The sequence below is a fragment of the Paenibacillus glycinis genome, assembly GCF_009909185.1.
Classification (GTDB): domain Bacteria; phylum Bacillota; class Bacilli; order Paenibacillales; family Paenibacillaceae; genus Paenibacillus_Z; species Paenibacillus_Z glycinis.
Genome location: NZ_JAAAMV010000001.1, coordinates 89,031 through 109,933 on the forward strand (window position 1 = coordinate 89,031; position 20,903 = coordinate 109,933).

Annotated in this window: 20 protein-coding genes; 5 read left to right on the forward strand and 15 right to left on the reverse strand. The window is 58.0% G+C overall.

The features are described from left to right. Window positions 1-4: 4 nt before the first annotated feature. Both GT019_RS00325 and GT019_RS00330 read right to left on the reverse strand, forming a co-directional pair. Complete coding sequence (locus GT019_RS00325) at window positions 5-3,145, reverse strand: DUF4832 domain-containing protein (RefSeq protein ID WP_328803901.1); 3,141 nt, start codon at window positions 3,143-3,145, stop codon at window positions 5-7. A 710-nt stretch (window positions 3,146-3,855) separates the two neighbouring features. Continuing rightward, the gene (locus tag GT019_RS00330; protein WP_161740067.1) at window positions 3,856-4,236 is read right to left on the reverse strand and encodes a MerR family transcriptional regulator; all 381 of its coding nucleotides are present in this window, start codon (window positions 4,234-4,236) and stop codon (window positions 3,856-3,858) included. 171 nt (window positions 4,237-4,407) lie between these two features. On the opposite strand from GT019_RS00330, the gene GT019_RS00335 reads away from it, so the two are divergent. Beyond that, window positions 4,408-5,343: a quinone oxidoreductase family protein gene (locus GT019_RS00335; protein ID WP_161740068.1), complete on the forward strand. Its 936-nt coding sequence runs from the start codon at window positions 4,408-4,410 to the stop codon at window positions 5,341-5,343. A gap of 212 nt (window positions 5,344-5,555) precedes the next feature. Here the strand turns inward: GT019_RS00335 and GT019_RS32600 are convergent, their stop codons facing one another. Beyond that, window positions 5,556-5,735 (reverse strand): hypothetical protein, encoded by a 180-nt coding sequence (locus GT019_RS32600; protein ID WP_407945051.1) that lies wholly within the window; start codon window positions 5,733-5,735, stop codon window positions 5,556-5,558. Between the two features lie 359 nt (window positions 5,736-6,094). Here GT019_RS32600 and GT019_RS00345 point away from each other — a divergent pair, with 359 nt between their 5' ends. Next, complete coding sequence (locus GT019_RS00345) at window positions 6,095-6,799, forward strand: protein-glutamine gamma-glutamyltransferase (protein WP_161740070.1); 705 nt, start codon at window positions 6,095-6,097, stop codon at window positions 6,797-6,799. Window positions 6,800-6,828: 29 nt separating this feature from the next. On the opposite strand, the gene GT019_RS00350 is transcribed toward GT019_RS00345, so the two are convergent. The 3 genes from GT019_RS00350 to GT019_RS00360 all read right to left on the reverse strand — a co-directional run bounded on the left by GT019_RS00350 (window position 6,829) and on the right by GT019_RS00360 (window position 9,438). Continuing rightward, entirely contained in the window at window positions 6,829-7,206 is a 378-nt protein-coding gene (locus GT019_RS00350; RefSeq protein WP_161740072.1) for an ACT domain-containing protein, read from the reverse strand. A gap of 44 nt (window positions 7,207-7,250) precedes the next feature. Next, window positions 7,251-8,726: an ABC transporter substrate-binding protein gene (locus GT019_RS00355; protein WP_161740074.1), complete on the reverse strand. Its 1,476-nt coding sequence runs from the start codon at window positions 8,724-8,726 to the stop codon at window positions 7,251-7,253. Between the two features lie 244 nt (window positions 8,727-8,970). Beyond that, the gene (locus tag GT019_RS00360) at window positions 8,971-9,438 is read right to left on the reverse strand and encodes a hypothetical protein (protein WP_161740076.1); all 468 of its coding nucleotides are present in this window, start codon (window positions 9,436-9,438) and stop codon (window positions 8,971-8,973) included. Window positions 9,439-9,638: 200 nt separating this feature from the next. Between GT019_RS00360 and GT019_RS00365 the strand changes: the two genes are divergently transcribed. Next, window positions 9,639-10,226, forward strand: coding sequence for a CGNR zinc finger domain-containing protein (locus GT019_RS00365; protein ID WP_161740078.1), 588 nt, complete (start codon window positions 9,639-9,641; stop codon window positions 10,224-10,226). Window positions 10,227-10,611: 385 nt separating this feature from the next. Continuing rightward, window positions 10,612-12,177: a catalase gene (locus GT019_RS00370; protein ID WP_161740080.1), complete on the forward strand. Its 1,566-nt coding sequence runs from the start codon at window positions 10,612-10,614 to the stop codon at window positions 12,175-12,177. A gap of 119 nt (window positions 12,178-12,296) precedes the next feature. On the opposite strand, the gene GT019_RS00375 is transcribed toward GT019_RS00370, so the two are convergent. The 9 genes from GT019_RS00375 to GT019_RS00415 form a co-directional block, all read right to left on the reverse strand. Beyond that, the gene (locus GT019_RS00375) at window positions 12,297-12,860 is read right to left on the reverse strand and encodes a peroxiredoxin (protein ID WP_161740083.1); all 564 of its coding nucleotides are present in this window, start codon (window positions 12,858-12,860) and stop codon (window positions 12,297-12,299) included. A 38-nt stretch (window positions 12,861-12,898) separates the two neighbouring features. Then, the gene (locus GT019_RS00380) at window positions 12,899-13,147 is read right to left on the reverse strand and encodes a glutaredoxin family protein (RefSeq protein ID WP_161740085.1); all 249 of its coding nucleotides are present in this window, start codon (window positions 13,145-13,147) and stop codon (window positions 12,899-12,901) included. 82 nt (window positions 13,148-13,229) lie between these two features. Further along, window positions 13,230-14,174 carry a thioredoxin-disulfide reductase gene (trxB, locus tag GT019_RS00385; protein ID WP_161740087.1) on the reverse strand — a complete coding sequence of 315 codons (945 nt, stop codon included), beginning with the start codon at window positions 14,172-14,174 and terminating at the stop codon, window positions 13,230-13,232. A 196-nt stretch (window positions 14,175-14,370) separates the two neighbouring features. Beyond that, entirely contained in the window at window positions 14,371-15,099 is a 729-nt protein-coding gene (locus GT019_RS00390) for a winged helix-turn-helix transcriptional regulator (RefSeq protein WP_161740089.1), read from the reverse strand. Beyond that, window positions 15,066-15,470 carry a Fur family transcriptional regulator gene (locus tag GT019_RS00395; protein ID WP_161740090.1) on the reverse strand — a complete coding sequence of 135 codons (405 nt, stop codon included), beginning with the start codon at window positions 15,468-15,470 and terminating at the stop codon, window positions 15,066-15,068. The genes GT019_RS00390 and GT019_RS00395 overlap by 34 nt, the downstream gene beginning before the upstream one ends. Window positions 15,471-15,684: 214 nt before the next feature. Then, entirely contained in the window at window positions 15,685-16,887 is a 1,203-nt protein-coding gene (locus GT019_RS00400) for an enolase C-terminal domain-like protein (protein WP_161740092.1), read from the reverse strand. Window positions 16,888-16,924: 37 nt separating this feature from the next. Next, on the reverse strand, window positions 16,925-17,719 hold the full coding sequence (locus tag GT019_RS00405; protein ID WP_161740094.1) for an SDR family NAD(P)-dependent oxidoreductase: 795 nt from the start codon (window positions 17,717-17,719) through the stop codon (window positions 16,925-16,927). Window positions 17,720-17,990: 271 nt separating this feature from the next. Next, complete coding sequence (locus GT019_RS00410; protein WP_235946586.1) at window positions 17,991-18,539, reverse strand: nucleotidyltransferase domain-containing protein; 549 nt, start codon at window positions 18,537-18,539, stop codon at window positions 17,991-17,993. Between the two features lie 272 nt (window positions 18,540-18,811). Beyond that, window positions 18,812-19,708 carry an aldo/keto reductase gene (locus GT019_RS00415; protein ID WP_161740097.1) on the reverse strand — a complete coding sequence of 299 codons (897 nt, stop codon included), beginning with the start codon at window positions 19,706-19,708 and terminating at the stop codon, window positions 18,812-18,814. Between the two features lie 278 nt (window positions 19,709-19,986). On the opposite strand from GT019_RS00415, the gene GT019_RS00420 reads away from it, so the two are divergent. After that, complete coding sequence (locus tag GT019_RS00420; protein WP_161740099.1) at window positions 19,987-20,901, forward strand: helix-turn-helix transcriptional regulator; 915 nt, start codon at window positions 19,987-19,989, stop codon at window positions 20,899-20,901. Window positions 20,902-20,903: the final 2 nt, after the last annotated feature.

Sequence of the window (20,903 nt, forward strand, 5' to 3'; positions counted from 1 at the left end):
ACGATCAACGGGTTGCCTGGAAGGAATCCAGCGTGGTCCAGCCGTCCTTTCTTGCGCCTTCGATAGCCAGGCTGACGCCCGGAAGTCCAGTGTCCGGATCGAGAATCGCGACGGCCAAGGCGTATTTGCCCGGATGCAGATTGCGGGGCAGCGTATAGCCGAGCTTGACATCGCGGCGACCCGGAAGCCATTCGGTCACGTCCTCGGTCTCCATTCGCTGAACGCTTCCCGATACCAGCTTTCCTGAGGAATCGACGAGCGCAAGCGCGAGCGGCCATTCAAAGTAAAACGGCGCCACGCCCTTGTTGTTCCATTTCATGCGGATATCCAGGGACTTACCGGCTTTGGCTTTCTTGTCATGCGCGACCGATTCAAGCACGAACCTGTACCCCATGGTGTTGTGCATCAAATCGATATTGGCTTGTTGGCCTTCCGTGATGTCCTCGCCCGGCTGATACCCGGCCGGTGAAGAAGGTCCCAACCAGGAGGTATGGCTTGCCCTCGTTTCGCGCAATGTCTCCATGATCGTGTCGTCGCCCAGGGACAATAACGGATTTCCATTATAAAATTCCCCGCCGGAATAACCGGTTTTCCAGAAATCCGGCATCTTCGACGCGGCTTGCGCAGCTGCCGGATCTTCGCCCTCCTCCACATACGGAGCGATTTCATTCCAGCCGTCGACGGTCCAATTCACCCAAGTATCGGTTGCGCCTTTGCTGCCGAACACATCGTTGAACAATCCAAGGCGATTGGAAGCCGCGATCGGGTATGGTTTTCGCATGCCGATTTTCTTATGAGGGAACGCGTCGATATATTGCTGCACGTATTGGTCCGACACCTTCACGCTCGGGAATTTGCCGGATACTTCTTCCGGCCAATTGTGAAATTCTCCCCAATGACCGAGACTGCCGATCACGATAAATGCGACCGTCGGGTCATTATCGTACCGTTTTCCCCATTCTTCGAGGACCCGTCCATGCTCCTGAATGAGCAGCGGACTGCTGTAGTTTGGCGCAAACCCTTTTCCGACTACGGAAGACGGAGTATCGTACCATTTGCCGGCGCCGCTTTCGCCTTCCGCTTGCGCCAATTCGTCATAGAGCCATTGCGGAATATCCATCTCCGGATCGTTGCCGGGATCGTCCAGCACGAAGCGCAGTATCAACCGGCTGCCCTCGGCGCGCCACTTTGCGAACTGGAACTTTTGCTCCACCCCGGCCCAATCGAAAGTGCCTTTCACCGGTTCGAGATCCCGCCAGTTGATGTTCGCGTAAACGAGCTTGTGGGGCTGTGGCAAGGGATCCGCGGCATCGCCCCATCCGGCCCAGCCCATGAAGGGGTTATCCAGGACATCAAACCGCTCTCGCGGCACGAAGTCATTGTCATGCTTCTTGACCGGTATGGCCTCTTTAAGGGCGAGGGAGTGGCCTCCCGCTGCGGGAAGATGATAGACTTCCTTGCCGGTATAGCCAATTTTCAAGGGCTTGGCTTTTTTTCTGCCGATTTGATCCTGATAGAAATAAAAGAGAGCGAAGCTGTCGTTTACTTCGGCACGCACGGGACCGGCCTCTGTCCACTCCCCGTTCTTCTTGTTATACAGGTACAGCTTGTTATACAGGATTTTGGCATCTGCGCCGAGGTCATCCCAGCCCGTGCCGCGGAAGCCAGTCGCAGCGTTATTGTCGGTATCCAGGTAAAACAGGTTCCGGGTATCCACGGCATCGTTGGCGACAAGCAGATATACCTTGGCATCATCCTGAGCCGCTTTTGCTTCCACGGATTCACCCGTTCCGGCAGCTGAATTATCGATGGATGCCCAATCGCCGGCTGCGCCGTCGATCGCGATCGGCGCGCCGCTGCCGCCGGATGCGAGGGCGTATTCGCCATCGGACGATTTGGCCGGCGCATAGTTCTCTCCCACGCCTATCGCCACGCGCACCGAGTTGCCTGCATCGGGGAACGCGGACAAGTCGGCATGAGCTTCCAGGCTACGGAATCCGGAAGCGTCAGCCGTATCCGACACTTTCCAATCCGCCGGACCGATCTCTTCCCATGTCCAGCCCGGGCCGGTGCTGCGAAACAGCTTGCCGTTCTGGATCAGATAGTCGGCCCCGGTGCGTTTGAACTCCCAGCCGAGGTAACCGGTATCCGGATCATTATCGCTATTGATGAAGATGTTCGTTTCCGCATCGAAGGATGCAGCCTGAGCCAAGACATACAATTGCTTGTCCTTCGCAAACGCCTTCAGCGCGGAAACGGATGCTTCTCCCTGCGCCGTGACAGGCAGTAAACTCCACTCGTCGGAACTGCCGTCCACCGTTATGTCGGGACTCGGGGGAGCCACAAGCGGGGCCGGAAGAGCTCTGTCCGGTACCGTAATGTCATTGGACGTAAATCCGATCGAGAATGCCTTGGGACCTGTCAAGCCGATATTCGTAAACGGAATGCGGTATTCCACCGTCTTGATCCCGTTCTCGTCCTTCTGCTTGTACTCGAGGACCGCGTCGTTGACCGGCGCCCAGTTCCAGCCTGCTCCCGTGCTTCGGAACAGCGCACCGTTCTCGATTAGCCAATTGCCGCCGAATTCCGGCCATCCCACGTCGGTGTACCCGGTATCTGCACTGCGGTCGGTATCCAGATAAATGTCGTTGAATTCCGCCATGCTGCCTTGCACCAGCAGCACCAGGCTGCCGGCGTCTTCCGCCGCATATAGCGAGGTCTTGCCGTCAGCGGACATGGCGGCCGGCTCCGCACCCGACCAATCCGACGCATCCGCATCCACCGTCACATTCAGATCCGGTCCGAACACGTTGCCGGACGGCGGCGGGACAGTCAGCATCAGTTTCCCTGCAGCCGGCAGGTATTGATCGCCTGCCAGGGCGAAGCCTACCCTCATATTAGCGGGCGTACCGGCGCCCAGAATGCTCAATTCAGCCTCTGCTTCCAATACATCGCCTTTTACAATTTGCCGGACCGCTCCAACCTCGTTCCAGCCCCCGTCAACGGCACGCCATATCTTGCCGTCCGAAATTTTCGCATCGATCCCGGAGCCGTTGTTCCATATCGGAACGGCCGACCCGGTCTTGTCGTTGCCATCCGTATCGATATACCAGACGCCTTGGCCCTCCAATCCGGGCCCTTGCACCAGCAATTGCAGTTTTCCATCCTGTTGTACCGCTTTAATCGCTTGCAATGATTGCGTCAAACTCGTTGAAGCATGAGGTACGTTTGCCCATTGTTCCGGTCTTCCCTCGAAGCCCGCGCCAGCTCCGGCCGAAGCATCGGGGGCTTTCGCCCAAACGCCCGAAACAGCCAGAGAAGAGACGAGAACAGCTGCCAATGCCGCGCCTAGCAACCGCCGCGCCTGGATTGTCGTGAACATTTTTCCTAGCCTCCCTTAACCTGTCATTCGATGTAAGCGCACTCATTCCTGAGAATCGATAAACCTTGGCTTACTCTGGCAGTCTTCTGCGCAAGTAAGCGTCCTCCGCTTGTGGGCAGTTCTTCGTTATTGGGAGGGTCGTGAATATCTATTGGCGCTTGTCGCCTCCTTCCGGATTCAGCGCGGCTTGATGAAACGGCAAATGAAAATTCCATGCCGCCGACGCCGGCAATAGCCAAATGCAAGAACTTGGGCCTGGGCCTGGCTGCCGCTTCAGTAAGTCGCGCAAAACTGTTCATATTTGCTGCAAATTCTGTTCTAAATTTACGCAATTTTCCGCAAACTGTCAATGATAAATTAGGCGCAAATTATTTGATCACACCGATTGTTTGCCGCAATTTTTTCTCATTCCGCATTTCCGTGTCCGTAAAAGACAAATCATTCCCTCCCGGTATGCACATCGAAAAGATCGATTACCTATTCCCCTTCTCTTCAGCATCCATCAACGCCAAATTGTTTGTTAACATCCGTTTGAGATGCGTTTGAACTTGCTCCAATTCATCTTGTTTCCTTCCGATCTCTTGTATCTTTTGGCGAAGAAGCTCGACGATCCTTGACAGGGGAAGCGCTTTGGCTGCATCTGCCTGAGTCAATTCTTTCAGTTCCGCTATCGAAAATCCTACGGCCTGAATCTTTTTGATCATCCGAAGATGTTCGACTGCTTCCTCGCAATAGTCGCGATAGTTATTTTCTCCTCGCCGCACATGACGTTCATCCAGCAGCCCCTCCTTCTCGTAGAATCGAATGGTAGGAGCCGTTAAACCTGTCCTTTGCGCCAACGCATGAATTTTCATGGGAATCTCCTCACAAAAAATAGGTATTGACCTTCAAGTATACTTTATCGTTTATACTCTAAACGTCGAATCGCGTGATGTCAAAATGTTCAAAAGAAACCAAAAACCGACTAAGAAGGGATGACGAACATGAAAATCATAAGCATGCACGAACACGGCGAGCCGGACGTTTTGAAATTGGAAGAAACGGAGATCCCTAAACCGAAAAAGGGAGAGATGCTGATCCGATCCGAAGTGATAGGCGTCAACTACACGGATATCGCAAGGCGTCGTAATTCCACTAGAGAACGGACGCCTCTACCGTTTACGCCGGGAGTAGAGATCGTAGGAAGAGTAGTTGAAAGAGGAGAAGACGCCACGTCCCTCCCTGTCGGCACTCGGGTCATTGCGCTGCTGCCGCGAGGCGGCGGCTATGCCGAGTATGTGACGGTACCCGCAGCCTTGCTCCTGCCGATTCCCGATGGAATCGATGCGGTCGAGGCCGCGGCGCTTCCCGTTCAGGGGATTACCGCCTATCAGATCGTCGCCGCCTTGGGGCGATTGAAGCCTGGGGAACGCATCTTCATTCAGGCGGCCGCGGGAGGCGTAGGACATATGGCCGTGCAATTGGCTGGCGTACTTGGAGCGGGGCAGATTATCGCGGGAGCCAGTTCCCGAACGAAGCTCGATTTTGCCCTTTCGCTTGGAGCGGATGCGGGAATCAATTACAGCCATTCGGATTGGAAGGATCGACTTATCGAAGCTACGGAAGGAAAAGGCGTAGATCTGATCCTGGATATGCAGGGGGGAAGTGCCTTTTCGGATCATTTCGCCCTTTTGGCACCGCTTGGCCGGATTGTCATGTTCGGAGCAGCCAGCGGGCAACGCGGGGTCATCGACGCAGAGAAGCTTACGTCGCGTTGTCATTCCGTTACGGGGTATTACGCTGGATTTATGGGTTCTCGGCCCGACTTGTTTCTCCCGGATTGGCAGGCGCTCCTCCGGTACGTGCTTGCCGGCCAAGTCAAACCGCAGATTAATCACCGTTTCCGGCTTGGGGAGGCAGCCGAGGCGCATCGTCAGATCGAAGCGCGCCGAACGTCAGGCAAAGTTATATTGCTCCCTTAGTCCGAGCGGTGCACCGACCCATGAGCGATGAATTAATCAAGCCGGTACGGTATCTTCGACGAGGCACTCTCCTTCGGTAACGGGTGTATATGCAACGCTATGCTGCGCCCGATTCCCCTGCTGGAACCGGTAACGACAACGGTCTTATTCAGGATCGAGCTCTCCTCCCGCCGAGAAGCATCCACTGGCTAGGATTTCACCATTCTCGCCCGCTACCGTGACCTCAACCTCTTCGCTAATGGATGATCCAGCAGCACGGGCACGCAGCCTGCATGGACAGCACCGATAAAAACCTCGACGAACTCGACTCGATTCCGCGATAGGATGGCTATCCTATCGCGGTCGAAGCGGCATTTCCGGAAGCCGTCGGCAATCCTTTCGACCCGTTCCATGAGCCGGGAGTATGTAAGCTGCTTCCGCCCGCCCGTGCGTGATCGCGATTCGGTCCGGTTCCCGTGATGCGCGGTTTAGTATTGGCTCTACCAGATTCATTTTTCGGTCACACCTTAATTAGGATGGTTTGTTTCGAAGCCCAGCCGATGGAGCAGATGCACGCCTCCGTCAGGAAGCCGATGCCTAATGGTTTGAATTATAATTCGGCGGCTTTGAATTATAAACCAAAATAATTATTTCAGGTTAACATATCGCCACTCGGCCGCATCCAATGCCTAAACAGGCTTGGAGCACAAGCATCGGCCTTCGCCCATACAATGGTGTAGGCATGCGATGAAGACGAGGAGGATGAACCACCATGTATTTCGAACCGATCTTGCGGTCGAATATTATTGCTGCAGCCAAGGATATGAGCGGCAACGGAGCGGAATTCGCGACGTTTCGGACAGCGTTTTGCAATCGGGACTACTGGAAGTTGACGAAAAACGGAGGATTTCAGCTGAGGGATGACGTGACGCCGGCCGATGGCGTCGGGGACATTTTTTCGAATGCGAAAAAGTACGGCTTCGAGTGCGCGACGGCCATCATCATAATCATGTACAAAGGCGTTCTGGATACGCTCGGCTCGGCTCGGTTCAACCAGCTGTTTCCGAACCTGTACCTGTACTCGTGGGAGGCCGACAGCGACCTTGGGCTGACTACGGAAGACGCCCCCAGCGCTTACGCGCGGCCCGGGGACGCATTGTACTTCAAAAACCCGGAAGTCAATCCGGAGAAAATGGAGTGGCGCGGCGAGAACGTCATTAAGATGAGCGACGATCTCTATTTCGGACACGGAATCGGCATCAATACCGCAGACGGCATCATAGCCGCACTGAACAGGCACCGCGTGCAGGGAGCAACGGAATCCGCCTACCTGGTAAACCAGTTGACCTATCCCGCTTACCGCTCGTTGTCTCAATTCGCGCCGGCCGACATGCGCCCGTACTTCAATAAAGCCGAACGGCCCGACCCGAACGCGGTGCGTGCGATCATCGGCGTACGGAGATATATCCGGCATTAGTCCAGCTTATTTATTTCAGTGCCTATCCGCTAAATAAACGTATGACCTGCATTTTCCAATACCGAGATTGCTTTTTCCACGGCATGCCGTTTTACCAATAAATAATCGGTGTTAAAGGTAGAGATCGCAAAAATGCTGATCTGATGATCCGCCAGAGGATTTGCCAGCGAAGCGAGTATGCCCGTCAGTCCGAAATCCAACACGCCTTCCACTTTCATGCACTTCCAATCCTGCTCGACGTTTATTCGAATGTGGTCGGGGACGCATGACGACGCGCACACGATCGAAAGTTCTTCGCTCGTATAGGTGATCGAGAGGAATTCGCCTCTGCCCGCCCAAGTAGGCATTTCTTCTGTCGGAGGTAATTTCACTACGGAAAATGTCGCGTCCAGCATGATTAATTGCATGGTTGTCCCCCAATAAATTAGAGTTCTACAGGGTCGTTCCTTTCTCATTCGTTGAGATAAAGATTAACCTTGTTCTGAATAAGCTTGGCGACGTCCGCCGCCGATTTCTGCCCCTTGAAGAAAGCCTCGCCCTCTTCGGATACGATCTCGCCGATCCTGGACGGTTTCCCGACGGCGTGAACCGCACCCGTCAAATAGCCGTCGAGCCGATCGAGCATCGCGCCGTCGGCTTTGACGGTCACGCCGTCGGCGGGACCGTTCGGCGCGGTGCTGACCGTTCCCGCCTTGCGTAATTGCTCGGTCTGCTTGGTATAGGCGATTCGGCTGATCGGGAAGCCCCCAAAGGAGATATCGCTGATCGAGTAGCCGGAGGCGGCGTTATCGTCGTGAACGGTCGCCGCTTCCTCGGATACGAGGAAGGCGATGAACTTCCAGGCTTCCTTCTTGTAGGGCGAGCCCGCGTTGACGCCGACGGTCTGGTTCGTCTGGAAATACCCGCCCGGTCCGAGCTCCGGCGCATGCGGCTTCGCATAGAGCTTGGCGTGGCCGTCGAAGGAATCCATGGCGAACAAATAATCGGTCAGTGATTGAACGGGGACTTCCCGGAAATATGTGGGTACCGCCCCTTTCCCGACGCCGCGATCGAGCTGCTTGGCCACGCCCTCGTCGAACATCGACTGGATCCGCTGAAGCATTCCGATGAAGGCCGGCGAATCGAACTTGGCTTTGCGGCCCGCTTCATCGACGTACAAGGGATAATTTTCGCTGACCATCTCGCCGAGCATGTAATCCTTGGTGCTGAGCAGCACCGTCGTATCGCCGCCCTTCTGCGCAAGCCGCTTCGCGACGGCCGTGAAATCGTCCCATGTCCAGTTCTTGTCGTCGATCTGCTCGCCGGAACGTCCGATTGCATCCGCATCGCCGATCAGTCCGTCCAGATAGAACGAAAGCGGCATGGCGTAAAGTCCCCCGCCGATCTCGGCGTTGTCCAGCACGTTGGCAAAATAATCGGTCTTGTCGAACGATTCGTCCTGCGTCATCAGATTCTTCAGATCGGCGAGCAGATGACGGCTTGCGTAGTTGTCCGTCGGAAGCAGATCCATCTCGAGCAGATCGGGGCCTTTGCCTGCAAGCATCGCCGTATTGGTCGTCGTCACGTATTTCTCGATATTCGCCTCTTGGGAATCGATGTCCTTGAACTCGCTTTGCGTATAGGTCAGCTCGATCGTGATATTCGGATGCAGCGATTCGTACTTCTTCACGGACGCCTTGAGCTGCGCGCTCGGATTGACCGTGGCGAATACGAGTTTTATCGGCTTGGACGGATCGGCGGTTTGATCTTCCGGAGCCTGTGCGGGGAGATCGACGCTTCCTTCGTCCGTCCCCTCCCCTCCGGCATGATCGCCGGCTTCTTGTCCGGGAGCCGTCGGCGGCGTTCCGCCATTCGCGTTATTGCTGCTGCAAGCAGAAAGCGCGAGCACGATCAGACCGAGCGTAATGGACAACCCTTTCTTTATCATTGTTTTGTCACCTTTCCGGGTACACTCATACTGGGTTTTGGGCAAGTGTCCCGATTTACAATGTAAAGGAGGGATGTGTTCAACGCTTCATCGACTTGTAAACAAGTTGTCTCTGCCTCCCGGCGGGCAGAACGAATCGCTTTCTTGCCAGGCATGGAAAGGCGGCCAATTCGAATTCGATTTGGCCGCCTCAAAGCAAGACTGATTTTAATCTTGAATCGATATACGGATGCCTTGCGTTCCTTTATGCCGATCCCGATGTATCCGGACCGTCCGGACCATCGATAATATCCACGACGCCGACGGCAAGAACCGTGACCGCGGCTGCTCTTCCCAGCTTCTTGGCGCCTTCTCTCATGAGCGCTTTATCGTTGTCCTTGATGCCGGTCATCAAATCGATTCCGCTGTCGACCACGTATTCGAGTCCTTGGCCGGCGCTTTTGACCGTTGTCGTTACAACGTCTCCGAGTTCGCCCAGGCCAGTCTGCGTTTGATGCTTATCCGACGTAATCAAGCCGGCTCCTACGTCCCATACGCCGCTCGCGGCTTGACCGGCGATTTCCCCCGTCTTCGCCGTCACTCGTTCCACGTCATTGCCGATTTCTTTAATGTACTCGCTGTGCACGAGCTCTCCCGCAACGCGCACCGTGCCTCCAAGCACTTTGCCCGTTACATCTCCCGCCAGCTTCCCAATGCCCTTCAGAAAATCCATCTCAGACACCTCCGTCGCTTCTGTTCTTCTATTATAACGGTTATTGACGTTCTTCGTTTCAATTAAACTTATCGAGGATGCCCCTTGCGAATTCGGGAGATTTTATAACTTGTAAACATCATTTTAGACAGTTAAAATAGAACATAATCAAATCCTGGTCCGACTAGGAATCCGAATTCGATCGATGGAGATGAATCGCTATGGAATCGTCCGATTTCCTATTTATCGGCAATCAGTTTACCGCGGATTTCGTGAATACGCGGAAAACGATCAAAGGCGAGCGCACCGAGCTGCTGACCTCCTGGGAGGAGCTGACGCGGTGGCTGGAGCAAGCCGGCAAGGCCCATGTCGTCACGGGAAGCGGCGACGCGCTCCCGGAAGAGGAACGAGCGGACCTGCTTCGGCGCATTATCGCTTTCCGGGGCAAGCTGGAGCAGGCGTTCGCCGCGATCGAAGACGAGCGGACGCTCCCGGCTCCGTTCGTCGCCTCGCTCAACGATGAGCTGTCCGGCTATCGCAGCTATTGCCAGCTCGACGCGACCGAATCGGGCGTCGCGGCCGTGCGCCATTATGACGTATCGCAGCTGCCTGCGCTGTTCCTGGAGGAAGCCGCGCTGTTCTTCGCGTCCTTCAAGCCGGACAATCTGAAGAAATGCGAGAACGAGACCTGCATCCTCCACTTCTACGATACGAGCCGCAATCAGCAGCGCCGCTGGTGCAGCATGGACAGATGCGGCAACCGCATGAAGGCGAATCAGCATTACCACCGCAGGAAGAGCGGCAGCTGACGCTTTCCGTCGACGCCGTCAAGGACGAGAGGCGACACATTAGCCCGCTTGCAATGCGATTATCTCGCTTTCGACACGCTACCTCGTTTGCGATACCATAGCTCGTATGCGATGCAATCAGTCGATTGCGACACGTAAGCCCGAAAATATTGCGCTGCCTGCGGCTTCGATGCCGGTTCGGCTGTCATTCCCTGCGCAAGCCGTGCCGTCTGCGGCGAAGCGCCCAAAAAGACTCCCCTCCGCTCAGCGGCACGGGAGTCTTTTTGGTATACCCGGACGAGCGCCGCTGCAGGACGGCGGCATGTCCCGGAGAATAAAATTGGCAAAGGCAACCAATACTACCATCGGCTTATTCAAGCATGGCTAGCGCAAAGGAGATGCAACCGTGGCAGAAGACGATAACCTCTTAACCAATCGGCAAGGACATCCGATTACCAACAATCAAAACATCCGAACCGTCGGCAACCGCGGTCCGGCGACGCTCGAAAACTATGATTTCATCGAGAAAATCAGCCACTTCGACCGCGAACGCGTGCCGGAACGCGTCGTTCATGCGCGAGGCGCCGGCGCCCACGGCGTCTTCGAGGCGTACGGAACCGTCGGCGGGGAACCGGTAGCGAAGTACACGCGCGCGAAGCTGTTCCAGGAGAAAGGCAAACGAACGCCGGTCTTCGTGCGCTTCTCCACCGTCGTCCACGGGAACCATTCGCCGGAGACGCTTCGCGACCCCCGCGGCTTCGCGGTCAAGTTTTACACGGAGGACGGCAACTGGGATCTGGTCGGCAATAACCTCAAGATCTTCTTCATCCGCGACGCGGTCAAGTTTCCCGACATGATCCACGCGTTCAAGCCGGACCCGCTCACGAACGTGCAGGACAGCGAGCGTTTCTTCGACTTCTGCGCCAGCTCGCCCGAATCGTTCCACATGGTGACCTTCGTCTATTCGCCATGGGGCATCCCGGCCAATTACCGCATGATGCAGGGATCCGGCGTCAATACGTACCGCTGGGTGAACCCGGAAGGCAAAGCCGTGCTCGTGAAGTATCACTGGGAGCCGAAGCAGGGCATCAAGAATCTGACGCAAAAGGAAGCCGGCGAGATTCAGGCGACGAATTTCAACCATGCGACCCAGGATCTGTACGAGGCGATCGCGCGCGGAGACTTTCCGGAATGGGAGCTGCTCGTTCAGATCATGAGCGACGACGAGCATCCGGAGCTGGACTTCGATCCGCTGGACGATACGAAGCTGTGGCCGAACGACCGCTTTCCTTGGCTGCCGGTCGGCAGAATGACGCTGAACCGGAATCCGGACGATTATTTCACGGAAGTGGAGCAAGCCGCGTTCGGCGTAGGCGTCCTGGTCGACGGCTTGGATTTCTCCGACGACAAGATGCTGCAGGGACGAACGTTCTCCTATTCCGATACGCAGCGCCATCGCGCGGGCGCGAACTACCTGCAGCTCCCCATCAACGCCCCCAAGAAACGGGTCGCGACCAATCAAAGCGGCGGACTCATGCAGGTCAAAGTCGACCGCGCCCCCGGACAAAATCCGCATATCAATTACGAGCCGTCGATGCTCGGTGGGCTTGTCGAGGCGAAGCAGCCGGGCAAGGAGCATGAGCCCTTCGTGCAAGGAAACCTGGTGCGCCGGTCGATCGACCGGCAGGACAACACCAAGCAAGCCGGGGAAACGTTCCGGAATTTCGAGGAATGGGAGAAAGCCGAACTGATCGCCAACCTCGTAGGGGACCTCTCGCGCTGCGATGAGCGGATCCGAACCCGGATGATGCAGCTGGCGGCAGAAGCCGACGAAGAGTACGGCCGCCGGCTGAGCGAAGGATTGGCGCATGCCGCGAAGGACGGCTCCAGCCGGAAACCGCTGGGCAATCGGAAAGGCGACCAAGCTCCGGGGGATGCCGTGCGCAAAGGACATGAAGCCGAGCCATATTAAGCGCGCAACAAGCTCAGGCGCAGCCGCGCGTTCACGCAAAAACAGACTCTGCCCGAAGAGGGGCGAGTCTGTTTTTATTGTCCGTATGCATCGGGTTGTCTTTCCGGCATGCATGCGTATTAGAGCGTTTTGTCGCCGGGCTTCCAGTTGACCGGGCACAGGCCGCCGGATTGCAGGGCTTGCAGCACGCGCAGCGTCTCTTCGACGCTCCGGCCGACGTTCATGTCCGTCACGACCTGATAGCGCAGGATGCCTTCGGGATCGATAATGAACAAGCCGCGGTGAGCCGCGCCCGACGCATCGTCGAGAATGCCGTACGCGTGGGCGGTTTCCTTCGTGAAATCGGACGCGATCGGGAAGCGGATGTCGCCGATGCCGTTCTTGTCGACGGGCGTCTCGATCCAGGCGCGGTGCGTATAGACGCTATCCACGGAAGCGCCGACGATCTCGCAGTCGAGCGCCTTGAATTGCTCGTAGCTGTCGCTGAAGCCGACGATCTCCGTCGGACAGACGAAGGTGAAGTCGTACGGCCAGAAGAACAGCACGAGCCACTTGCCGCGGTAATCGGCCAGCGCGACCGTTTCTTCGAGCGATTCCAGGTTTTTCGTCGACGGGAGTTTAAAATCCGGCGCGGGCAGGCCGACTTTGGCGAACGGGTAAGCGACGGCAGGTTGATTATTCATCGTAGAGTTGAACCTCCTGTTAGTGGGTGAATTGGGGTCTAGGCTTGAAGCTCGGCGACGGCGCGATTGAGCTGGGTCTGGTTGAAGCCGAGAATCTTCGCCTCTCCGATGACCGTCACGGGCACGGAACGCATGCCCGTATTCCACAGTTCCTCGGCGAATTTCTCTTCTTGGTCGATGCTGCGCTCCTCATAAGCAACGCCTCGGTCGCTCAGGAACGATTTCACCTGCTTGCAATAGTTGCAGTGCGTGCTCGTATAGACAATGACGGGATTCGTGTCGGACATCGTTCTTCCTCCTTCGTTCTTATGCGTTCAACATGTTGCGTTCAAATTCGCATGCTTATATCATTCAAGCCGATCCGCGCCATCAGACCGCAGCGGTCTCCGGCACCTCGGCGGCTTCCAGGAACCGTTCGCAATCGAGGGCGGCCATGCAGCCCGTTCCGGCGGCGCTGATCGCTTGGCGATAACGGCTGTCCTGCACGTCGCCGCAGGCGAATATGCCGGGAATATTGGTCTCGGTCGTACCGGGAGTGACGACCAGGTAGCCATGGCTGTCCGTCGTCAGCTGCCCGCCGAGAAACTTCGTGTTCGGCGAGTGGCCGATCGCGATGAAGATCCCGTTCGTCTCGAGCAGCTCTTGTTCGCCGGTCTCGTTGTTCAGCACTTGGAGCCCTTTCAGACCGGATTCGTCCGCGACGACTTCAAGCGGCGTCCGGCCGAGCGCCCAGCTGATCTTCGGGTTGGCCCGCGCGCGATCCTGCATGATTTTGGAGGCGCGAAGCTCCTCGCGGCGATTGACGATGACGACTTCCGAAGCGAAGCGCGTCAAGAAGTTCGCTTCCTCCATGGCCGAATCCCCGCCGCCGACGACGATGATTTTTTTGCCGCGGTAGAAGAAACCGTCGCAGGTGGCGCAGGTGCTGACGCCGCGGCCGATGTTGTCGCGTTCGCCCGGGATGCCTAAGTATTTGGCCGATGCGCCGGTGGAGATAATCAGCGTCTCGGCCTCCAGCTCGCCGAGCCCCTCGACCTTCAGCGTGAACGGCCGCTTCGACGTATCGATCTCGTTGACCCATCCCGTCTTGAACTCGGCGCCGAACCGCTCCGCTTGCTTGCGCATATTGTCCATGAGCTCGGGACCCATGATGCCGTCCGGGAAACCGGGGAAGTTCTCGACCTCCGTCGTCGTCGTGAGCTGGCCGCCCGGCTCCGGTCCTTCGATGACGAGCGGGTTCAGGTTCGCTCTTGCCAGATAGATGGCTGCCGTCAATCCGGCGGGGCCGGTACCGACGATAATCGTTTTGCGCATCGCGTTTCCCTCCTGTTTTATATTTAGATTTAGTTTAAATATTGGCTACAAAAAAATCATACCACCCATGCGAAAGGCTTGCATGAAGGTATGATGAAGGCATCATGAAGGTCTGATGAAGAGATGATAAAGGTTGGATGAAGAAGTCCTGCCCCATTCGCCGAAGCCGCGCCGGGACCGGCCCGGCGCCCAGAGGTTACTCCACGATCCGATAGCCGACGCCGCGAACCGTCGCGATATAGACCGGGCTTTTCGGATCGTCGCCGAGCTTCTGCCTGAGGCTCTTGATGTGCACGTCGACCGAGTTGCTGCCCCCGAAGTAACCGTCGCCCCAGATGGCTTCCATGATCGCCTGACGCGTCAGGACGCCGCCGTCCGACGACAGCAGGACGCGCAGCAGGTCGAACTCCGTCTTCGTCAGATCGATCTTCGCCCCGCGGCGCAGGACGGTCATCCGCTTCAGATCCATCTCGACGTCCTTGAAGCGCAGCCGGTCGGACGCCGTTTCCGCTGGGGCAGGGGGATTGCTTTGGCCCGCAAGCGATTCGATCCTCGCGATCGCCGTCTCGAGCGCGGCTGGCCATGCCAGCGTATGTCCGGCGGGGACGGGCGAAGGCGTCCGTTCTCCGATCAGGTACAGGCGCTCCGAAGTCGCCGCTTCGGCAATCGTTCCGTCTTCTTCCGTTCCCCAAGTCCGATCCACGACGATCAGGTCGTTTTGCAGCAGCGGGAGAATCGGCTCCTTGGCGTTGTGAAACGTCAGCACGTCGTAGCAGCGTGCCATCAGCTCCGAGACCAGCCCCTGCAGGAGCGCCGGAAACGGGCTGATGACGACGATCCGCTTCGTCGTTTCGCAGAAAGCTCCTTCCGGAAACGGGACAGGCGATTCGTTCATTGAACCGTTCGGTCGTTCGACGCTCGGCATTCCCCGCACACCCCTTTAAACAAAAATTGTTCCTCCGATATCGAATATCCGGTCTCTTCCTCGATGTGCCGAAGCCATTCCTTCGGCGACTCGGTCATCACTTCGCTTACTTTCCCGCAGGAAACGCAGACGATATGCTGATGGTCCTCGGTCCGGGAATCGTACCGGCTCGCGTCTCCTTCCAGCTTCAATTCCCGAATCAGCCCTTGCTCGGTCAGATAGCGAAGCGAATTATAGACGGTCGCGTACGCGACGCTCTGGCCCTGGGTCTTGAGACGGTCGATAATATCCGAGGCGGTAGGATGATCGTGCGACTCCGTTAAGATGTCCAAGATCAACCTTCTCGGCGCGGTCAAGCTTTGACGGGACATGCGATCGCCTCCTTTATATTTATACTTAGTTTAAGTTTAGCACTTTTATAAGATTCGTCAAGGCGGGGGCATCCCAGCCCCAAGGAGCCGAAGCAACCGCTTCGCATAAGGCCGGACGTGAACGAGAACACTAGGAGCAAGCGCAAAAAAGCGCGGAACGCGTCCCGAGGACGCTATTCCGCGCTGTTTGTGCAGGCTTCCGAATCCCATAGATTCACGGCCGAACCGAAGTGCCGTCCGGCGTGCGGGCGAGCGTCCAAGCCGGCAGACGATTGTCGCACGGATAATCGGCCGCTTTCTTCTCGTCGAGATCGATGCCGAGACCTGGCTTGTCGTTCGGGTACGCAAACCCGTTCCGCAGCTGCGGACAGCCCGGGAAAACTTCCTGGATGCGCTCGGAGAAGCCGTACCATTCCTGGATGCCGAAGTTGATCGAGCTGACGTCGAGATGCAGGTTCGCCGCGTGTCCGACCGGCGATACGTCGCCCGGCCCATGCCAAGCGGTGCGCACGCTGAATGCCTCGCACAGCGAAGCGAGCTTCTTCGCCGGCGTCAATCCGCCGATCGCGCTGATATGGCAGCGGATGAAGTCGATCAGCCTGCCGGCGATAAGCGGCGTCCACTCCCGCGGATGCGTGAACAGCTCGCCCATGGCGATCGGGGTCGCGGTCTGGCCGCGCATCGTCTCGAACCAGTCCAGCTGTTCGGGCGCCAGCGGATCTTCCAGGAAGAACAGCCGGTAGGGCTCGAGCTGCTTGGCCAGCCGGATCGCCTCGATCGGCACGAGCCGCTCGTGGATGTCGTGCAGCAGCTCGACTTCCCAGCCGACGGCGTTCCGGACATGCCCGAACAAGCGCGGCACGCTGCGGGCATAGGCGTTCGGGTCGAAATACGCGCCCGGCAGCGGATTTTCCGGTTGGCGAAGCTGATGTCCCCGACCGCCGTAGCCGCCCATCTGACAACGGATATAATGAATGCCCTGCTCCATGTACTTGCGTACGTTGTCTTCGACTTCGTGCTCGTCCCGGCCGTCGGCATGCCGGTAGACGGCCGCCGCTTCCCGGCATTTTCCGCCGAGAAGCTGGTAGACCGGCAAGCCGGCGGACTTCCCTTTAATATCCCATAACGCCATATCCACGCCGGATAGCGCGTTGTTCAACACGGGGCCGTTGCGCCAATAGGAGCTGACCATGGCGGATTGCCAGATGTCCTCGATCCGATGCGGGTCTTTGCCGATCAGAAACGGCTTCAAATACTGCTCGATCGCCGTGGCCACCGCCAGGTAGCGCTGCGTGAAGGTCGCGCAGCCCAGCCCGTACAATCCGGGTTCGGACGTTTCGATTTTCACCACGACCAGGTTAATGCCCTCAGGTGCCGTCAAGATCACGTTCACGTCGCGTATCGTCAAGTTCGACATGTGTTCCCTCTCCCTGCCTGCGTATTGGTCCTGCATCTTACTTGGTCCATCCCGTCCCGCCGCCGCTTTCCGGCATCCCCGGCAAGATCAATCCCCCGTCTACGCGAATCGCCGTGCCGGTCGTATAGCCGGCTTCCCCGGAAGCCAGCCAAGCGACCGCGTTCGCGACATCCTCCGGCGTGCCGATCCGCGCAAGCGGAATTTTCGCGCCGAGAGCGGCGTAGCCGGCCAACGAACGCGGGTCTTCCCGAACGGCGGTCGCGCCGGGAGCGACGCAGTTGACCCGAATGCCGTGCGGCGCCAGATCGAGCGCGATCGATTGGCTGGCACGCATCAAGGCCGCCTTCAGTCCGCCGTACGTCGCGTCCGCCGGATACGCCCTCTCGGCCCGGGACGACGTGATGTTGACGATGGAGCCGCGCAGCCGCCGTTCGATCATATGCTTGGCTATGGCCTGCATCAACAGCATCGGCGCGCGAAAATTGATCGCGTACATCCGATCCATCTCCGCGGCGTCGAGCTCGGCAATCGCCTTGAACCGCACCAAGCCCGCGTTGTTCACCAGCACGTCGACCTCGCCGAGCGCTTCGATCGCGAACGCGGCCAGCTTGCCCGGCATCGACGGCTCGGCAAGATCGCCTTGAAAGACATGGCATGCGCGGCCGTACTCCCGCTTGATCCGCTCGGCCGCCAGCTTAGCTTCCGCCGGCTCGGCATAATGACCGATCGCGACGTCGTACCCGCGGGACGCCAGCGCCAGCGCGATGCCTGCCCCGATCCCGATGCTTGCCCCGGTGACAAGCGCCGTTCGATTCCGTTCCGTTTGCCCCATAACGCCCCTCCGTTCAGCGAATGAACCCGATTCCGCCGCGCATCCGCCTGTCCCAGTTTCCGACAAATGAAAGCCCTTACGCATGCTTATTAAAGCATTCGCAGGAAGTCATGTATCTCCTGCAATCGGATGGAAAAAACATAAGTTCGGCTTGCTCGGGGGACTGCATGCACGGAAAACGTTCCGGAAAGGCCCGGCATGACAACCTCCGCATGCACATAGCAACATAGTGAAACGTTCCTCAGTTCAGCTCGAGACCGTGCTTAACCCTTCATTCCCTCGCGCGCAGGAAAGCTGCGAATTGTCCAAGGCTTCGGAATCGCCGGATGTCGACGCCATTCGCGCGAAGATGGCTTTCCCTTTCCGAATCTCGCGCACGAATTAGCTTGTACAAATGCACGTATGCGCCGCGCAACCGCGACTCCGCCATGTCCGCGAATTGACGCGCGTATTCCGGCTCCTGCAGGGAGGCGATTCCATTCCGCAGCCGCAGGAATCGTTCACGGTCTTCGTCCGAGCGGGCATGCAGCAGCCGGCAATCCGCGATAATCGACGTCGTCGGTTCCTGAAACGAAGCCATCCGCTCCGCCCGCTCCCAGCTGATCGGCCAGAAGTCGAAGCTGATGTCGTCCACGATGAATTGCAGGCTTGCGCCATGCCCGGCAGACGTCGCCGGAATAAAAACGAAATCCAAATCGGAGCGCCTCGTGGCCGTCCCTTGCGCATAGGACCCGTAATAAGCGACGATCGCGACGTCATCCGGATAGGCGCTCTTGATCCGCTCGACGAGCAGATCGGCAACATCGAATACGTTCAGCAACTTCCCCCCCCCCCTTTCGCCTGCCAAATCTTCCCTTATCATAGCAGAGTCGATCGGGGCCACGGGAACTATAAACCTACGTCCCCGGTTGGATCTTATTCGCCGCGGCCCGGTCGCGGCACTCGCGCCGTCGCGAAAAGGCCGCCGGAACGATCCCGGCGGCCAAGCGGCTCGTGCAGCGTTAACGATTCACGGGTCGGAAGGTTGCGGCTCGCAGCGCTTCACGGGCCATCTTCATGGATCCCTTTGCTCGACGTGTCCGGGCAGTCGGCTCAGCCCTGGCCGGTCCAATCGGCGGCAGCCTTCGCCTGCCACCGCGCGCGGATCGCTTCGAACTGCTCCCGCGTCAGCAGCCCCCGCTCCAAGAGACGGGCATTCTCGTGCCACCGGTCCGGATTGGCCGTGCCGACGATCGCGGCATGCACGCCCGGAATGGAGAGCGTGAAGCGCAGCGCCGTGCCGATCGATTCGCTTAAGCCCGTGCTCAGAAAATCGTAATCCAGCGCCTGCAGCCGTTCCCAATACGTATGGTGATACCCGGATAACGGCTTGCTCCCCGTCTTCCATGCGGCGTTCGCGATCGGGCGTTTGGCGACGACGCCCATCCCGCGCGCCTGCGCTTCCGGAATCGTCAGCGTGACCGCTTCCTGGTCGGCGATGTTCACGGACGTCTCGAGCGAGTCGAAAGCGCCGCATTGAACCGCGTATTGCGCGGCCTTGTGGTCGCCGCTGTATCCGATAAACCGCGTCTTGCCCTTCTCCTTCGCCCGCTTCAGCACGTCGATGACATCGCCTTGGCGCAACAGCGCCTCGGAGCAGCCATGCAGATGCACGACGTCGACGTAATCCGTCCGCAGCCGCTTCAAGCTGCGGTCGATGCTGGCCTCGAGCATCGCGATGTCCCAATCCGGCTGGTCGAAGCCGGAGGCGTGGCCGCACTTGGTGAACAGGTAATAGTCGTCGCGGCGATGCGATGCCGACCTGCCGATCAGCTCCTCGCTGATCGCGTAGCATTCCGCCGTGTCGATTACGTTCAGCCCGGCGTCGAGCGCGCTGCCGAGCAGCCTGTCCGCCTGTTCCGGCGTCGTCCCCTCGAAGCCGATCTCCGCCCCGCCGAAGCCGAGTATGCTTACGTTCATCCCCGTATTTCCGTACGATCGTTTCTCCATCGCGCTATCAGCCCCGCTTTCGTCCCTTTTGTCCTCATCTCCATTATAGGACGCGCCCATTCCGCTCGAAAGAAGGGAAAACATGATCAGTTTCTATCCTTGCGTATAGTTAGTTACGATCGATCGTCGATGCTGCGCGGCGCAGATTGGGTATATATTGCCAAATTCGTCTCACAAGCGTCCGTTAGACGCATCGCCGCGTCGTAGCTCCGGATCCCCAGGTAATATGACTTTCGAATGTCAAGTTTAATGCGTATACTGGTTACGAGGTGATGCGCATGTCGGTGAACCGGCATTTCGAAATCTTATACATGCTCTTGCACAAGAAAACGCTGACCGCGGCCGAGCTGGCGGAACACTTCGAGGTGTCCGCGCGGACCATTTATCGGGATATCGACATGCTGAGCGCCGCCGGAATCCCGGTCTACGCCAGCAGGGGCAAAGGCGGCGGAATCTCGCTCATGGACGGGTACGTGTTCAATAAATCGCTGCTGTCCGAGCGCGAGCAGGACGATATTCTGATCGCGCTCCAGAGCTTGACCGCCGCGAAATTCCCTGAAGCCGAGGAGGTCCTGGGCAAGCTCAGCCGCTTGTTCAAGAAAGAAACGAACAACTGGATCGAGGTGGACTTCTCCCCTTGGGGAAGCGAGGAAAGCCAGCGACGGCTCTTCCCGCTCCTGCGCGGCGCGATCGTGGAGAACCGGACCATCCGGTTCCGCTATTACAATTCCTACGGCAAGCAAAGCGAGCGAAGCGTGGAGCCGGCCAGCCTGCTGTTCAAGAGCAAAGCCTGGTACTTGACGGGGCACTGCCTCGCGAGCAACGGGCCTCGCATCTTCAAGATCGGCCGGATGAAGGACATCGTCGTCACCGACGAACGCTTTGAGCCCCGACCCGCGGTTCCGCTCGCGGAAGCGGAAGACAACATCATGGCGGATGCCATCGAAGTGACGCTCCGCATTGCCGCCGAAGGCGCTTACCGGGTCTACGACGAGTTCGCCGAAGAGACGATCACGCGCAACGCGGACGGTTCCTTCGGCATCAAGGCCGCATTTCCGGCGGGAAGCTGGCTCGAGAGCTACCTGCTGTCGTTAGGCACGCTGCTGGAAGACGTCGGTCCGCCGCCGCTTCGCGCGCGCATCCTCTCCAATCTGGACGCGATCCGCTCCGCGCTGGATCCGTCGGCCCCGTAAGA

What these genes read in the sequence shown, in the direction of transcription:
- GT019_RS00330 (WP_161740067.1), bottom strand. Translation starts at nt 4,236, where the DNA reads ATGAAAATTCATGCGTTGGCGCAAAGGACAGGTTTAACGGCTCCTACC.
- GT019_RS32600 (WP_407945051.1), bottom strand. Translation starts at nt 5,735, where the DNA reads ATGGAACGGGTCGAAAGGATTGCCGACGGCTTCCGGAAATGCCGCTTC.
- GT019_RS00345 (WP_161740070.1), top strand. Translation starts at nt 6,095, where the DNA reads ATGTATTTCGAACCGATCTTGCGGTCGAATATTATTGCTGCAGCCAAG.
- GT019_RS00350 (WP_161740072.1), bottom strand. Translation starts at nt 7,206, where the DNA reads ATGCAATTAATCATGCTGGACGCGACATTTTCCGTAGTGAAATTACCT.
- GT019_RS00355 (WP_161740074.1), bottom strand. Translation starts at nt 8,726, where the DNA reads ATGATAAAGAAAGGGTTGTCCATTACGCTCGGTCTGATCGTGCTCGCG.
- GT019_RS00360 (WP_161740076.1), bottom strand. Translation starts at nt 9,438, where the DNA reads ATGGATTTTCTGAAGGGCATTGGGAAGCTGGCGGGAGATGTAACGGGC.
- GT019_RS00365 (WP_161740078.1), top strand. Translation starts at nt 9,639, where the DNA reads ATGGAATCGTCCGATTTCCTATTTATCGGCAATCAGTTTACCGCGGAT.
- GT019_RS00375 (WP_161740083.1), bottom strand. Translation starts at nt 12,860, where the DNA reads ATGAATAATCAACCTGCCGTCGCTTACCCGTTCGCCAAAGTCGGCCTG.
- GT019_RS00380 (WP_161740085.1), bottom strand. Translation starts at nt 13,147, where the DNA reads ATGTCCGACACGAATCCCGTCATTGTCTATACGAGCACGCACTGCAAC.
- trxB (WP_161740087.1), bottom strand. Translation starts at nt 14,174, where the DNA reads ATGCGCAAAACGATTATCGTCGGTACCGGCCCCGCCGGATTGACGGCA.
- GT019_RS00390 (WP_161740089.1), bottom strand. Translation starts at nt 15,099, where the DNA reads ATGCCGAGCGTCGAACGACCGAACGGTTCAATGAACGAATCGCCTGTC.
- GT019_RS00395 (WP_161740090.1), bottom strand. Translation starts at nt 15,470, where the DNA reads ATGTCCCGTCAAAGCTTGACCGCGCCGAGAAGGTTGATCTTGGACATC.
- GT019_RS00400 (WP_161740092.1), bottom strand. Translation starts at nt 16,887, where the DNA reads ATGTCGAACTTGACGATACGCGACGTGAACGTGATCTTGACGGCACCT.
- GT019_RS00405 (WP_161740094.1), bottom strand. Translation starts at nt 17,719, where the DNA reads ATGGGGCAAACGGAACGGAATCGAACGGCGCTTGTCACCGGGGCAAGC.
- GT019_RS00415 (WP_161740097.1), bottom strand. Translation starts at nt 19,708, where the DNA reads ATGGAGAAACGATCGTACGGAAATACGGGGATGAACGTAAGCATACTC.
- GT019_RS00420 (WP_161740099.1), top strand. Translation starts at nt 19,987, where the DNA reads ATGTCGGTGAACCGGCATTTCGAAATCTTATACATGCTCTTGCACAAG.